General features: G+C 76.3%; 15 protein-coding genes. 7 read left to right on the top strand and 8 right to left on the bottom strand.

Annotation, left to right across the window (positions count from 1 at the left end; genetic code table 11):
• Window positions 1-74 precede the first annotated feature (74 nt).
• The 5 genes from FN207_RS13425 to FN207_RS13405 all read right to left on the bottom strand — a co-directional run bounded on the left by FN207_RS13425 (window position 75) and on the right by FN207_RS13405 (window position 4510).
• Window positions 75-1784, bottom strand: coding sequence for a GAF domain-containing sensor histidine kinase (locus FN207_RS13425; protein WP_142458990.1), 1710 nt, complete (start codon window positions 1782-1784; stop codon window positions 75-77).
• A gap of 107 nt (window positions 1785-1891) precedes the next feature.
• Window positions 1892-2326: a pyridoxamine 5'-phosphate oxidase family protein gene (locus FN207_RS26285; RefSeq protein WP_281282140.1), complete on the bottom strand. Its 435-nt coding sequence runs from the start codon at window positions 2324-2326 to the stop codon at window positions 1892-1894.
• Window positions 2327-2370: 44 nt separating this feature from the next.
• Window positions 2371-2934: a flavodoxin domain-containing protein gene (locus FN207_RS13415; protein ID WP_142458988.1), complete on the bottom strand. Its 564-nt coding sequence runs from the start codon at window positions 2932-2934 to the stop codon at window positions 2371-2373.
• Entirely contained in the window at window positions 2931-3848 is a 918-nt protein-coding gene (locus FN207_RS13410; RefSeq protein WP_142458987.1) for a universal stress protein, read from the bottom strand. The genes FN207_RS13415 and FN207_RS13410 overlap by 4 nt, the downstream gene beginning before the upstream one ends.
• Window positions 3845-4510 carry a CBS domain-containing protein gene (locus FN207_RS13405; protein ID WP_185938329.1) on the bottom strand — a complete coding sequence of 222 codons (666 nt, stop codon included), beginning with the start codon at window positions 4508-4510 and terminating at the stop codon, window positions 3845-3847. Before FN207_RS13405 ends, FN207_RS13410 begins: the two co-directional genes overlap by 4 nt.
• Window positions 4511-4718: 208 nt before the next feature.
• On the opposite strand from FN207_RS13405, the gene FN207_RS13400 reads away from it, so the two are divergent.
• The 6 genes from FN207_RS13400 (at window position 4719) to FN207_RS13375 (ending at window position 9843) form a co-directional block, all read left to right on the top strand.
• Window positions 4719-5690 (top strand): universal stress protein, encoded by a 972-nt coding sequence (locus tag FN207_RS13400; RefSeq protein ID WP_142458985.1) that lies wholly within the window; start codon window positions 4719-4721, stop codon window positions 5688-5690.
• Between the two features lie 32 nt (window positions 5691-5722).
• Entirely contained in the window at window positions 5723-6616 is an 894-nt protein-coding gene (locus FN207_RS13395; protein ID WP_221888183.1) for an ABC transporter ATP-binding protein, read from the top strand.
• Window positions 6606-7400, top strand: coding sequence for an ABC transporter permease subunit (locus FN207_RS13390; protein ID WP_142458983.1), 795 nt, complete (start codon window positions 6606-6608; stop codon window positions 7398-7400). The genes FN207_RS13395 and FN207_RS13390 overlap by 11 nt, the downstream gene beginning before the upstream one ends.
• A gap of 111 nt (window positions 7401-7511) precedes the next feature.
• The gene (locus FN207_RS13385; protein WP_142458982.1) at window positions 7512-8435 is read left to right on the top strand and encodes a universal stress protein; all 924 of its coding nucleotides are present in this window, start codon (window positions 7512-7514) and stop codon (window positions 8433-8435) included.
• Between the two features lie 10 nt (window positions 8436-8445).
• Window positions 8446-9444: a zinc-dependent alcohol dehydrogenase family protein gene (locus FN207_RS13380; RefSeq protein WP_142458981.1), complete on the top strand. Its 999-nt coding sequence runs from the start codon at window positions 8446-8448 to the stop codon at window positions 9442-9444.
• Between the two features lie 105 nt (window positions 9445-9549).
• The gene (locus FN207_RS13375; protein WP_142458980.1) at window positions 9550-9843 is read left to right on the top strand and encodes a hypothetical protein; all 294 of its coding nucleotides are present in this window, start codon (window positions 9550-9552) and stop codon (window positions 9841-9843) included.
• Window positions 9844-9898: 55 nt separating this feature from the next.
• Here FN207_RS13375 and FN207_RS13370 read toward each other — a convergent pair whose 3' ends face one another.
• From FN207_RS13370 to FN207_RS26280, 3 genes are read right to left on the bottom strand one after another with little or no spacing between them, the layout of a single operon-like run.
• The gene (locus FN207_RS13370; RefSeq protein WP_142458979.1) at window positions 9899-10498 is read right to left on the bottom strand and encodes an Rv1733c family protein; all 600 of its coding nucleotides are present in this window, start codon (window positions 10496-10498) and stop codon (window positions 9899-9901) included.
• Window positions 10499-10500: 2 nt separating this feature from the next.
• A complete protein-coding gene (locus FN207_RS13365) occupies window positions 10501-11373 on the bottom strand; it encodes a universal stress protein (RefSeq protein ID WP_185938328.1) in 873 nt (290 codons plus the stop codon).
• Window positions 11370-12494 (bottom strand): Acg family FMN-binding oxidoreductase, encoded by a 1125-nt coding sequence (locus tag FN207_RS26280; RefSeq protein WP_185938327.1) that lies wholly within the window; start codon window positions 12492-12494, stop codon window positions 11370-11372. The genes FN207_RS13365 and FN207_RS26280 overlap by 4 nt, the downstream gene beginning before the upstream one ends.
• 211 nt (window positions 12495-12705) lie before the next feature.
• Here FN207_RS26280 and FN207_RS13360 point away from each other — a divergent pair, with 211 nt between their 5' ends.
• Window positions 12706-14268, top strand: coding sequence for a DUF4389 domain-containing protein (locus FN207_RS13360; protein ID WP_246066027.1), 1563 nt, complete (start codon window positions 12706-12708; stop codon window positions 14266-14268).
• Window positions 14269-14272: the final 4 nt, after the last annotated feature.

Here is a 14272-nt window from a genome sequence, read left to right as displayed (position 1 = left end):
AACGGCGGACGCAGGCGGCGGTGCTGGCCACCGAGCTGCGTTCCGGCGGCTCCCGCCAGGGCTGACCGGCCCGGTCAGGGCAGGGGCGCCCACCAGCGCAGCCTCGTCCCCCCATCGGCGAGGGCCTCGACGCCGATCCCCCCACCACGGCCGGTGGCGCGCTCCTCGAGGTTGCGCAGGCCGCTGCGCGCGGCCCGGGCGTCGATGCCACACCCGTCGTCGACCACCTCGAGGACCAACTCGTCCCCGGCGTCGAGGGTGACGGTCACGTGCCGGGCCCCGGAGTGGCGGACGGCGTTGCTCACCGCTTCCCTGACGACGGCCACCACGTCGGTGGCCAGCTCACCGGTGATCAGGGTGTCGACGGCGCCGGACGTGCGGACGGTGGACTGCAGGTCGCCAGCGGTGCCCGCGACCGTGTCCAGGACGCGCCGGCGCAGCCCGTCGTCGGACTGTTCGGAGGTGTGCAGGTCGAAGATGCTCGTGCGGATGTCGCGGACGGTGTCGTCGAGGTGACGGACGACGTCGCGGATCCGGCTCCGCACCTGCGGGTCGGCGATCCGCGGAGCGACCGACTGCAGCGTGAGCCCGGCGGCGAAGACCCGCTGGATGACGTGGTCGTGCAGGTCGCGGGCGATGCGGTCGCGGTCCTCGTAGACGTCGAGCTGGCGGGCGAGGCGCTGCTGGGCGGCCAGGTCCAGGGCGACCGCGACCTGGTCGGCGAACGAGGCGACCAGCGGGCTCAGCGAGGGGTCGAACGGCGCACTGCCGGCCCGGCGGGCGGCGACGACGACCGCGGACTCCGCCTGCGCGCCGTGGAGGGGGACGGCGAGGCAGTGCCCCCAGTCGACGTGCGCGTTGGGCCCGTCGTAGGCCATGCCGGTCATGTCCAGGGTGACGACCTGCCCGGCTGCCGCAGCGACGGCCTGCAGCACCGGGCTCTGGGCGGTGGCCAGCCTCGTCCCGGTGAGGTCGTCGAGCCCGTCGCCGACCTGCACCCGGACCTCGAAGCAGCCCGAGTCGTCCGGGCCGACCATGATCCACGCGGCCGCGGCACCGGTGCGGGCGGCCACCCGGTCGGCGATCAGCGTGAGCGCCCGTTCGGACGAGTCGGGATCGAGGAGGCTGGCCCGGACGTCGGACAGCGCGGTGGCCCACCGGCGTCGCTCCTCGCCCTCCTCGTACAGCCGGGCGTTGTCCACCGCGACGCCCGCGGCGCCGGCGAGCGCGGTCAGCACCGCCTCGTCCTCGGCGGTGAACATCCCGTGCCGCTTCTCGGTCATGTAGAGGTTGCCGAAGACCGTGCCGCGGACGAGGACGGGCACCCCGAGGAAGCTGTGCATCTCCGGGTGTCCCGGAGGGAAGCCGACCGAGGCGGGGTGCCGGCCCAGGTCCGGGATCCGCAGCGGGTACGGCTCGGTGATCAGCTGGCCGAGCACGCCCTTGCCCTCCGGCAGGTGTCCCATGGCGGCGGCCTGCTCGGCTCCGATGCCGACGTGGATGAACGCCGCCAGGCCGCCCTGCGGTGCCAGGACGCCGAGGGCTCCGTAGCGGGCGTCGACCAGGTCGCAGGCGCTCTCCACGATCCGCCGGAGCGTCGTCTCCAGGTCCAGTCCGGAGGAGACGGCGAGGAAGGCGTCGAGCAGCTGTTGCACGCGGGCCTGACTGCGGGCCACCGCGGTGAGGCGCTCCTGCACCTCGCCGATCAGCTCGGTCAGCCGCATCCCGGCCAGCGAGGGAACGCCGGGCGGCTCGGGTGCGGGCCGGGGCTCCGGAACGCTCATCGCCCTGCTCCCTCCGGGGACGGGACGGGTCCGCCTCCCGAGCCTGGCACGGAAGCCCTCCGAGTAGTAGGCGCCGGGAGCGCCGTCCCCGTGACCCTCGGGCTGCGTCACGCCGGACGCCGCGACGACGGACCCGGTACCCGCGTCGTCCGCCAGCCGCGGAGGACCCCGATGGTCAGGACGACGAACCGGCGGCCGTCCGCGGTGATCGACCGCCCCGTCCAGTCCAGTGCCTGCAACGCACCCACGCTCGCGACGTCGGCGACGGTCCTGGCGGGCCCGACGATGGTCACGGCCCACTCGTCGTCGCCGGAGCAGCCGTCCGCGCCGAGGACGACGACGGCACCGCCGGCGGGCGGCAGGTGGTCGCTGTCGGGACGCGCCGGGATGACGACGCGGTCGCCGTCGAGCGCGTAGTGCACGGGGGAGATCGCCGGCAGGGCGTCTCGGGTGAAGGCGAGGTGCCCCCGTGACGTACTGCCCAGCAACGCACGGCACTCCTCCTCGCTCAGGTGTCTGCGAGTGGTCCCCGCCTCGGTCACATCCGGCTCCTCTTCCTTTGCGTCTCGGTCGTCGGCGTCGAGGCTCAGGACACGTCGGGCGTCACGAGTGGCTCGGCTGCAGCGGCCGCGGAACTCACGGCCACGGCACCGGCGATCTCGCCGGCCCACGCCCGGACGGCGTCCCAGTCCCGGAAGTCCCCGAGGGGTGCCCGCATCGCGGTCACCACCGCCCGCTCGGCGAAGCCGAGCAGGGCCTTGTCCAGCCGGCCCGGGAAGACACGGTGACCGCGAGGAGCGACCAGCGCCGCGATCGCCGGAGCGTCCTGGGCCTCGTCCGTCGGGTACGGCGGGTCCCCGATCGGGCCGCTGGAGAACAGCCAGACCGGTCGCCGGCGGAGGGCTCCGGCCCGCTGGGTGGCGAGGTCGCGGGCGGCGGGCAGCCACCGGCCGGCGTAGACCGCACTGCCGAGCACCACCGCGTCCCAGCTGCTCGGGTCGGGGCGGGACTCGGCAGCGACGGCCGCTGCGTACAGGCCGACCTCGCGGCCGGCGTCGGACGCCACCAGGTCCCGTGCCAGGGCCTCGGCGAGCTCCCGGGTGGCTCCGTGCCTGCTGGCGTAGGTGACGAGGACACGTGGCCCGCTCATCGGTGGCCTCCTCGGGAGTCGTCGACCGGGACCACGACGATCGGGCAGGGAGCCCGGTGCGCCACGGCGTGGGTCGTCGAGCCGAGCCGGCCGAGCCCCCGGTGTCGGCGACCACCGACGACCAGGAGCTCCGCGGTGAGGCCGGCGGCCAGGAGCGCACGGGCAGGTCGCTCGCGGACGACGGCCTCGCGGACCGTCACGTCCGGCTCCTTCTCCCGCCAGCCCGCCAGCGCCTCGGCGAGCACCCGCTGCTCGTCGGCGAGCACGCCGGCCCAGTCCACGAGCGGTCCCGCCGACAGGAGAGCGGTCTCGAGGGCCACGTCCTGCCAGGCGTGCACGGCGAGCAGGTCGGTCCCGCGCATCGCGGCCTCGGTGAAGGCGACGGCGAGGACGGCGTCGTCACCGGGGCGGCCCTCGACCGCCGCCACGACCGTGGCGCGCGGCCGGACCACCGCCGTCGTGGGGTCGGGCAGGACCAGCACCGGACACGGGGGCGCGGTGAGCACCGCGGTGACGGTCGAGCCGATCACCAGGCCGACGACCCCGCCGACGCCGCGGCTGCCCAGCACCAGGAGGTCGGCACCTCTCGCCGCGTCGGCGAGGGCGTCCGCCGGATCCCCCGGGACCACCGACCAGCTGACCCGGTCGGGACCGAGCACGTCGGCAGCATCGCCGGAGGCCGTCCGCAGCACGGTCTCCGCTGCTGCGTGCAGCAGGCCGCCCAGTTCCGGGAGGGCCGACGCACCGGTCCCGTGCGACGACGTGGCAGCGGCGGGCCAGGACAGCGCGTGCACCAGCAAGAGCGCTGCACCGCGCCGGGCCGCCTCCTCGACGGCGGTGGCCGCGGCCTCCTGTGCGGACTCGGAGCCGTCGACACCCACGACGACGGTCCGCTGGTGCTGCGGCCCGGTCACGGCCGGCTCCCCGGCACCCCGGCCGTCGCCGGCTGGTCCGGACGCGGCGTCCTCTGGTGGGCCGGGGGGAGTACCCGGACCCTCTCGACCCCGCCGACGGTCCGGGCGAGGGCGCCGAGCGCGCGCTCCTCCGTCGACACCGAGACCTGCGGGGCGCCTCGCAGACGCCGGATGGTCGCCCGGCCGTCGTCGACGCTCACCTCCCAGGCATCGAGATCGCCGGTGTACTCCTCCACCAGGCGCAGCACGTCGCGCCGGACGTCGTCGTCGGACCGCACGAGCAGCTGCAGGAGGTCGCGGCGGCTGACGATCCCGACCAGCCGTCCCCCGTCGGTCACCGGCATGCTGCGCAGGCCCGCCTCGACGAAGATGTGGGCGACCTCGGCCGCGTCGGCAGTGACGTCGACGGCCCGCACCTCGCGGGTCATGACGTCGTGCACCAGGACCGGTGGCAGCTCGACCCCCGGGTCACCGCCCCGGCGCAGGTGCAGCCGGGGGTCCGCGGGGATGCGGTCGCGGAGCAGGTCGGCCTCGGCGACGATGCCGACGAGCCGGTCGTCGTCGTCCACCACCGGTAGGGCGGCGAAGCCCCGCGCGGCCATCACCTCCGCCGCGTAGCGGGCCGCGGTGTGCGGTCCCACGGTGACCACGTCGCGTGTCATGACGTCTCTCACCTGCACGGCTCCTCCTCCGGTCGATGCCCTGGACGCTAGGGAGACCGGTGGTTGCCGCCCCAGGGTCGGCCGCCGTGAGAGGCAGGGACGGAGGTCCCGGGACGGCGGGTCCCTCGCCCCGCGCAGGCGGCACCGCCCGGCGCGCATCGTCGGGGCGCCGCCCGGGACGGACCCGGGCCCGACGTGAGGACCGCAGATGGACACCCTCTCGGCACAGCAGTCCGTCAGCGACGAGCCCGTCGTCGTCGGCGTCGACGGCTCGCCCCAGGCACGTGCCGCTCTGCGTGCGGCCCTGGCGGCGGCGGCCGGGCGGTCGACCGGCCTCGTCGCGCTGAGCAGCTACTCCGCCGACCTGTACTGGCTGGGCGGCGACGGCGTCCTGGCGTCCGTCGTCGACGGCGTCCGCGAGTCCACCCGGCGGCTGACCGAGGAGCTGGTGGCCTCAGTCCGCGCCGAGGTGAGGGGCGCCGGCGACGTGCCGGTGTCCGTGGAGGTCACGTCGGAAGGGCCTGCGTCCGGGCTGGTGGCACGGTCGGCCGGGGCGCAACTGGTGGTGGTGGGCAACCGCGGCCGCGGAGCGGTGCGCAGCGCCCTGCTGGGTTCGGTCGCTCTGCACACCGTCACACACGCCCACTGCCCGGTCCTGGTGGTGCACCCGTCCGCCGGCCGGCCCGAGGGCAACCGTCCTCGCGTGGTCGTGGGCGTGGACGGGTCCGAGACGGCTCGCGCAGCCCTGGCCACCGCGGTCGAGGAGGCCGTCCGGGCCGGAGCGGCCCTCGACGTGCTCGCCGTCTACGCGCTCACCGACTACTGGACCGACCTGGCCACCATGATCCTGCCGTCGCGGGAAGCCATCCGCGAGCAGCTGCGCGAGCACACGACGGCCGTCGTCGAGGGGGTCCTCACCGGCCGTCCCCCGGAGGCGCCGGTCCCGCCGGTGGAGGTGCACGTGGTGGAGGGTGCGGCGTCCGACGTCCTGGTCGACCGTGCCCGGGACGCCGACCTGCTGGTCGTCGGGAGCTCGGGCCGCGGCTCCTTTCGTGGCCTGGTCATGGGCTCGGTCGCGCTGCACTGCGCCATGCACGCGCCCTGCCCCGTCCTGGTGGTCCACCCGGTGGGACGGCACGCCCGGACCTCCGCGGGGGTGGCAGCCTCCGCGCAGGCCTGATCGTGGGCACCCCCTCCGCACCGGACGTCGTCGTGAACACGACCGGGCTGACCAAGCGGTTCGGCTCCACGGTCGCCCTCTCGGACGTCGACCTGGAGGTGCGGCGAGGTGAGGTCTTCGGATGGCTGGGCCCCAACGGGGCCGGGAAGACGACGACGCTGCGCCTGCTCATGGGCTTCGCCCGCCCGACAGCGGGCGCGATCCGGGTGCACGGCCGTGACCCGTGGCGGCAGCCGGCGGCCGTGCACCGGGAGGTCGGGTGGCTCCCCGGCGACCCCGCCTTCCACGACCGGCTGACCGGCCGGGCCCACGTGCGCATGGCTGCCCGGCTGCGTCGGTCTCCTGACGACGACAAGACCGCCGATGCGGTCACCGAGCGCCTCGGCCTGGACCTCGACCGCCCGGTGGGGACCCTGTCGAGGGGCAACCGGCAGAAGCTCGCCGTCGTCCTCGCTCTCCTGGGCGGACCGCAGCTCCTGGTGCTCGACGAGCCGACCAGCGGCTTCGACCCGCTGGTGCAGCAGGAGTTCCAGGCACTGGTCCGGGAGCACGCCGCCGCGGGAGGCACCGTGCTCCTGTCCTCCCACGTGCTGGGTGAGGTACAGCGGACCGCCGACCGCATCGGCGTGCTGCGCGCCGGACGGCTGGTCGCCGTCGAGGAGATGTCCGTCCTGCGTGGCCGGTCCCTGCACCGGGTGCAGGCTCGTTTCGACGCCCCGGTGAGGGCGGCCGACTTCGCCGGGGTCCCCGGTCTGCGCGACGTGCAGGTCACCGCCTCGACGCTGCGCTGCGCGGCCCCGGCAGCGGCGCTGGACGCGCTGGTCGGCCGGCTGGCGCGGCACCGGCTCACCGATCTCGAGTGCACCGAGGCGGACCTCGAGGAGACCTTCCTCGCCTACTACGGAGGAGAACCCGGTGGCCGCTGAGGTGCTCCGGCAGACGGTCACGCTGCGGTGGCGCGGCACGGTGACCTGGGCCGTCGGCCTGGCCGCGCTGGTGCTGCTCTACGGCGCCCTGTGGCCGAGCATCCGCGACCAGCCCTCCCTGACCGACCTCCTCGACGCGATGCCCGAGGTCCTCCGCTCCCTGCTGGCGACGACCGACCTGTCCACGCCAGTCGGGTACGTCCAGGCGGAGGTGCTCGGACTGACCGGGCCGCTGCTGGTGGTCCTGTACGCCATCGTGTCCGGCTCCGCGTCGATCGCCGGTGAGGAGGGCCGGCACCGGCTCGGTCTGCTGCTGGCCGCGCCGGTGGGCCGGGCCCGGGTGGTGCTCGAGCAGTCCGGCGCGGTGGTCCTCGGGTCGCTCGTCGTCGCGGCCTCGCTCACCCTCGCGCTGCTGACCTCCAGCGTGCTGTTCGGGCTCGACCTGGCCGTGGGGCACGTGGTCGCGGCAGGACTGCACCTCGGCCTGCTCGGTGCGGTGTTCGGCGTGCTCGCGGTCGGGGTCGGTGCGGCCACGGGTAGCCGGGTTCTCGCCCGCGCCGTCCCGGCGGTCCTCGCGGTCCTCGCCTACCTGCTCAACGGGCTGGCGCCGCTGGTCGGGTGGCTGGAGCCGCTGCGGCCGCTGTCGCCGTTCTGGCAGTCGCTCGGGCACCAGCCGCTGCTCACGGGGGTGTCGGTGCGTGGCGTCGTGGTCTGCGTCGCCGCAGTCGCCGTCCTCGCCGCGACGGCCGTCCCGGCCTTCGGCCGGCGGGACGTGATGGCGTGAGCCCAAGGTCCCCCGGGGGCGGGACGTCCGGCGGCGGCACCCGGTCCGGGGCCTGCCGGAGGGTGACGCGAGACCCCGGCGACCGGCCGGGCGGTCGACGGGAGCGCAGCGATGACCGAGCGGACGCCACCGAGGGAGCCCGGTGGCCGGGTGGTCGCCGCCTTCGACGGGTCGCCGGGCGGCCGGGCAGCCGTGGTGTGGGCCCTGGCGGCGGCGGCGCGCGCCGGGACCGGTCTCGAGGTGGTCGTCGTCCTCCCGGTCGAGGACTCCTGGGGTGATGCCGAACTGCTCGACCCCGGCCGGGTGGACCTCGTGCGCTCCGACGTCGCCGTGCACGTCCGGGAACTGCTCGACGAGTACCGCGGGGACGGACCGGACGCGGCACGGGTCCGCGTCACCACCACCGTGGTCCCGGGCCGTCCGGCCGACGAGCTGGTGCGGCGCTCGGCCGACGCGGGCCTGCTCGTCGTCGGCAGCAGGGGCCGCGGAACCACACGCAGCGTGCTGCTCGGCTCGGTCGCGCTGAGCTGCGTTCCCCGTGCTCCCTGTCCGGTGGTCGTCGTGCACCCGTCGGTCCCGAATCCGGGTCGCCCACGGGTGGTCGTCGGGCTCGATGACACCGACGAGGCCCGCGAGGTGCTGTGGCGCGCCGCGGCCGAGGCCCACCGGATGGAGGCCGGCCTCGACGTCGTCGTCGCCGTCCGGGCTCCCGAGCCCTGGAGCGACCTCTCGACGGCGGCCCCGACGTTCGGCAGGCGGACGATCGCGGACGCCACCAGCCGCGCCGAGGCGCTCGTGCGCGAGGAGCTCGGTGCCCGGCCCGACGTGTGGGTGGCGGTGGAACCGGGCCCGCCCGCCGAGGTCCTGGTCCGGCACGCGCAGGGCGCGGCGCTCCTCGTCGTGGGCAGTCACAGCCGCGGACGCCTGAGCGGGATGCTCCTCGGTTCCACGGCGCTGCACTGCGTGGTGGCGGCACCCTGCCCCGTCCTGGTGCTGCACCCGGAGCCGGTGCCTGCCGACGTCCCGACGGTCTGAGGCGGCGCGCGTGCGGGCGTGGGCGGTCGGGACGCCGGCACCGGCCGACGAGGGGCCGCTGCTGCGGGTGGAGCGCGAGGTGCCCGAGCCCGGCCCGGGGCAGGTGCGGGTGGCGGTCACCTGCTGCGGGGTGTGCCGCACCGACCTGCACCTGGCCGAGGGAGACCTCCCGCCGCGGCGGCCGGGTGTCGTCCCCGGGCACGAGGTGGTCGGCCGCGTCGACGCCCTCGGTCCCGGGACGACCCGCTTCGCCCTCGGGGACCGGGTCGGCGTCCCCTGGCTTGGCGGCACCGACGGCAGCTGCCGGTTCTGCCGCCGTGGCGACGAGAACCTGTGCACCGCCCCCCGCTTCACCGGATGGGATGTCGACGGCGGCTACGCCGAGGCATGCCTGGTCGACGAGCGCTTCGCCCACCGGCTCCCCGAGGGAGTCGACGACGAGCAGGCCGCACCGCTGCTGTGCGCCGGGATCATCGGCTACCGCGCGCTGCGTCTCGCGGAGGTCCCGCCCGGCGGCCGACTGGGCATCTACGGCTTCGGCGGCAGCGCCCACCTCACCGCGCAGGTCGCACTCGCCCAGGGGCTGCGCGTGCACGTGCTCACCCGTGGCGCCGCCAACCGCCGGCTGGCCGCGGAGCTCGGCGTGGACTCCGTCGGCGGGACCACCGACGTCCCACCGGAGCTCCTGGACGGCGCGGTGCTGTTCGCGCCGGCCGGCGCGCTCGTCCCGGTCGCGCTCCGGGCCCTCGACCGCAGCGGCACCCTCGCCGTCGCCGGTATCTGGCTGTCCGACGTGCCCGTGCTCTCCTACGCCGCCGAGCTGTTCCAGGAGCGGCGGCTGCGCAGCGTCACCGCCAACACCCGCCGCGACGCCGAGGAGTTCCTCGCGCTCGCCGGGCGGCTGGGCGTGCGGGCCACGACGACCGCCTACCCCCTGGACGACGCCCCGCGGGCACTCTCCGACCTGGCCCACGGCCGGTTCTCCGGCGCAGCCGTGCTGCACGTGTGACGAACGGGCCGTAGGTCCCGGGGTCCGGGACCCTCGCCCCCTCCTGGGGAGGCCGCCCCGCCGCGACGGTGGAGGAGCACCGACCACGTCCTCCAGGAGGCCCCCATGCCCGCGTCCGACGCCCCGGTCCCCGACGAACAGCCCCGCCGGGAGATGTCCCCCGACGAGAAGCTGATCGCCCAGTGGGAGGCCCGTCACGACGCGGCAGCCCGGGGGCACCGGCCCGACCCGATGGCCGTCCAGCACTACCTCAGCCACGCCCACGCCGACGAGCGCGCCCACGCCGGCCGGCCGGTGGCGCCTGCCGCACCCGAGGCCGCCCGGCCGGCGCCGCACCAGGAGGTGGCGCAGGGGGAGGCGAAGCGTCCGTGGTGGCGGCGGCTGTTCCGCCGCTCCTGACGGACGACGAGGGGCCGGGACGCGACGGCGTCCCGGCCCTCGTCGCGTCCGCGGCTCAGCGCAGCCGGTACCGAGCCGCCCAGAGCGGTTCGACCTCCGCCCACTCCCGGGTCCACGCCCGCTGCCGCCCCCGCTCCAGCAGGGCGCAGACCGCGGTGTGTGCCAGGGCGACCGTGGCCAGGCCCAGCAGCAGGGTCAGGACGCCGGCGGTGACGGTCACGACGACGACGTCGCCGTGCTCCAGCGGCCGGCCCGCGTACTCCCCGTCGGCGCCGATCCACACCGGCACCGTGTCCCCGGCGTCCGTCCCCACCGGTACCGGGACGGTGTCCCCGTGCCCGGCGCCGTCGGTCGCCGTCCAGCCCACGGGTGCGGTGGCGCGCAGTGACGACGTCCCGGACAGGACCTCGGCGTCGGCCAGGACGACGGCCGGGACCTCCTGGCGCTCGGCGGCCTCGCGGGCGGCCTGCGCGCGGCCGTCGGCGGCGACCACGCTCGCGACCGCGAGGGCCAGCGGCACGACCGCGACGGCGAGCAGGACGCAGGTCAGCCAGGACAGCAGCTCCACCCGGTCGCTCGTCCGGGCCCCCGCGGCGAGTCCGCGCCGCAGCCTCCCGCGTGCCTGCTGCGGGGCCGGGTCGGTCGCTGCGGTCACGGTCACCTCCCCAGGGCGACGGCGGTGCGTCGGCCGGTCCCGGTGGGAGCGGGGGAGGGCGGCGGCACGACCAGCACGGGGCAGTGCGCTCCTGCCGCCACCCGCTCGACGAGGTCCGGGCCGCCCGCCGCCTGCGCGCTCCCGAGGATGAGCAGCGCGGCGTCCCTCGAGAGGTCGAGGAGGGCCCGGGCGGGGTCGCCCTCCCGGACGTCGACGGTGACGGGGACGGCGGGCCATCCCTCCCGCACGCGGGCGGCGTGCGCCTCGGCCAGTCGGCGCTCGGCCTCGGCGACCGCGGAGGGAACGGCTCCCGACCAGCGCGGGTCGGGACCGGACGCGCCCGGGCGGCGGTGCCACGTGTGGAGGACGCGCAGCGGACTGCCGCGCGTCCCGGCCTCCCGGGCTGCCGCGGCCAGCACCGCCGTCGTGCCCGCGGATCCGTCCACGCCGGCGACCACGTCAGCACCGTCGCCGCCCCGCGGGACGAGCAGCACCGGGCAGCCCGCGGCGCGGAGCAGGTCCCGGGCGACGGGTCCGAGCCCGCCCCGGGCGGCACCGGTGCCGATCACCAGCACGGCCGCGCGGGAGGACTCCTCGCGCAGCACCTGGGCCGCCGCTCCGGCACGCACGAGGGTCCGCACCGGGAGGGCGGGCAGACGGAGGAGCAGGTCCTGGCGCAGCGTGTCGAGCCGGGACAGTGCCCGGTGCCACGGCCCGTCGTGTGCGCGCCCGGCGTCGCGCGCGTCCTCCACCGCGGCCACCAGCAGCAGGGGACGGAGCTCGCGGTGCGCCCGGTCGGCGGCGACCTCTACCACCTCCGGCACGGAGGGACTGCCGTCGATCCCGGTGACGATCGGCGCCAGGGTGGCGGTCACACCCACGTCGTCCCCCCGCGGCCGTCGGAGACGGGACGGGCGGGCGGCCGGGGCCAGCCGGTGGGCTGCGGTCGACCGTGCACCTGGCGCTCGGCGGCGGTGACGCCGTTCTCGACGACCGTGGCCCGGGGGCGACGCGGTGTCGGGGACGTGGCCGGCGCCCGGCCGACGCGGAGCACCGACTGCGGGTGGGAGTCCCACGTGAGGGCCGAGCGCAGCTGCGTGCGGGTGACCGGGACCTCGACGGCCTGGGTGAGCGGCCCGACGACCCAGCCGCGAGCGGTGAGCTCCAGCAGCACCCGCTCGAGGGCCTCGCCGCACCGCAGCCACGCCAGCGGGTCGTCGGAGGCGGTCGCCAGCACGACGATGGTCTGCTCGGTGCCCGAGTCGGTGTCCGGGGGGAGCCGGCCGGCGCCGGCGGTGTCGAAGTCGCGGACGGGCAGCGCGTCGTGCTGGCGTCCGTCGACGTGGGGGACCACGGACACCGGGATGCCGTCGCCGGTGGCGGGGTCCCGGTTGGTCCAGCGGCGCAGCTCGGCCCGGTAGGCGGCATCGGCGTTCTGGACGGCGTCGGCCTGCTGGGTGAGCCGGGCGAGGAGCCGCAGGTGCTCGTCCCGGCTGACCGGGACGAGCGTGGTGTCCTCGGCGGCGGCCGCCGCGACCATGAGTTGGAGGAGGTCCTCGGGCAGGCGTTCGGCCGTGTAGCGCCGCCGGTTGGTCCGGCGCCTGCGCACGGCGGGGGCGAGCGCGGCCAGCGCCGGGTCCGGCGGGCCCTCGACGAGCCGGAGGACGGCCATCAGGCCCGGATCGTCGGGGTCGGGCAGGCGGTCGACGCGCGCGGCGCGTCCCGTGGCGGCTACCGCGACCCGGGCGTTGAACAGCGCCGCGCCGACGCTCTGCGCGAGGGCCCGGCCGACGGGGTCCAGGACGGTCAGCTGCCGGGTGCGGTCGGCGAACAGGTCCATCCGGTCGGGGTGCAGCACGATCCGCCACGGCTGGGTGTTGTGCACCGAGGGCGCCCGCACGGCGGCGTCGGCTGCCGCCTCCAGCGGTGACTGGGGTGGGATCCGCGTGGGCTGCCACTCGGGCGGCGGGACGGGCGGCACGGTGGGTCGGGTCATGGCGCGACTCCTCGGGCTGGTGCGTGCCCCGAGCCTCGTCCGCGGAGGCGTCCTCGTCCGGGGCCTGCGGTCACCGGTGGCAGCGACCAACGTCCCCGGCAGGACCCGCCTTCGACCGTGTCTCCGACACGGCCGAGGTCGCGAGGCTCGGGTGGGCCGCCGGGCCGGGGAGACGCCCCGGGTCTCCTGCGGCGGCAGGAGGAGGTGTGCCGTGAGCGAGCACGCGTCGTCGACGGCCCCACCGGAGGACCGACCGTCGTATCCGCTCCGGGTCGACGGGGTGCTGGACGAACCCCTCTCCCGCGGGCTCTGGCTGGTCAAGTGGTTGCTGCTCGTCCCGCACTACCTGGTCCTGGCGCTCCTGTGGGCCGCGGTCACCGTCGTCACCGTCGTCGCCTTCGTCGCGATCCTGGTGACCGGTCGCTACCCGCGGTCGCTGTTCGACTTCACCGTCGGGGTGCTGCGGTGGACGTGGCGCGTGCAGCACTACGGCTACGCCGCGCTGGGCACCGACCGGTACCCGCCGTTCACGCTGGCCGACGTGCCGGGTCATCCCGCGCGGCTGCAGGTGCCCTACCCCGAGCGGCTGTCCCGCGGCCTGGTCCTGGTGAAGTGGCTGCTGGCCTTGCCGCACTACCTCGTGCTCGCGGTCTTCGTGGGCGGGGGCCTCTGGCTCGGCACCGGCACCGGGGACGACGGGGTCTGGGATGACGGCTGGGCCGCCGGCGGGCTGGTGGCGCTGCTGGTGTTCGTGGCCGGCGTCGTCCTGCTGTTCCGCGGGCGCTACCCGCTGCCCCTGTACGACTTCGTTCTCGGCATGGACCGCTGGGCGCTGCGGGTGTCGGCGTACGTGCTGCTCCTGACCGACGCCTATCCGCCCTTCCGGATGGACATGGGAGGTGTCGAGCCCCTGGCGACGGGTCAGACTCACGCTGCTGTGCAGCCTGCCGCCGGGGCGCCGGTCCGCGCCGGCACGTGGGGGACCAGCCGCTGGACGGCCGGTCCCGTCACGGCCGTGGTGGTGGGCGCGCTGCTCGTGTTCGCTGCCACCGGTCTGCTGACGGGGGGTGGCAGCCTGCTGTGGGCCGACGCCACCCAGCGCGACGAGGGCTTCGTGACCTCGCCGTCGCGTGCGGTCGACGCCGCGGGCCACGCCGTCGTCGGACAGGGGGTCCTGCTCGAGGGCGAGGGTGTCGACTGGGTGGTCGACGAGCTGCTGGGGACCGCGCGGGTGGAGGTCACCGCGACCGGCCCCGACGACGACCTGTTCGTCGGCGTGGCCCGCACCGCCGACGCCGACCGGTACCTGCGCGGTGTCGCACGCGCCGAGGTCGAGCCGGCGGAGCCGACCTGGTGGTCCACGGAGGAGTGGTCGTGGATCGTGGAATCCGAGGCTGGGGGGCGGCCACCGGTGGTGCCGGAGGAGGCCGACATCTGGGCGGCGTCTGCGACCGGCCGGGGCACCGTCACGCTGGACTGGCGACCGGACGAGGGCGACTGGACGGTCGTGCTCATGCGAGTCGACGGCGGCGCCGGCATCGAGAGTGACGTCCGGGTCGGCGCCACGCTCCCCGGCCTGACCTGGTTCTCCGTCGCGCTCCTCGCGGCCGGCGTGGTGCTGCTGACTGTCGGCGTGCTCCTGGTGGCGCTCGGAGCGCGCCGTGCGCAAGGACAGCCGCCGTCCGGCCCGCTGCCGGCGACTCTCCCTCCGGTCCCGCCGGGCCCGCGCAGCGCGGAGCCGGAGCTGGCGCCCTCCACGGGTCCGCGGACCTGACCCG

This window comes from Geodermatophilus aquaeductus (assembly GCF_900182545.1).
GTDB lineage: Bacteria > Actinomycetota > Actinomycetes > Mycobacteriales > Geodermatophilaceae > Geodermatophilus > Geodermatophilus aquaeductus.
The sequence above is the reverse complement of the archived record's forward strand: the minus strand, read 5'-3'. Positions and strand labels throughout refer to the sequence as shown.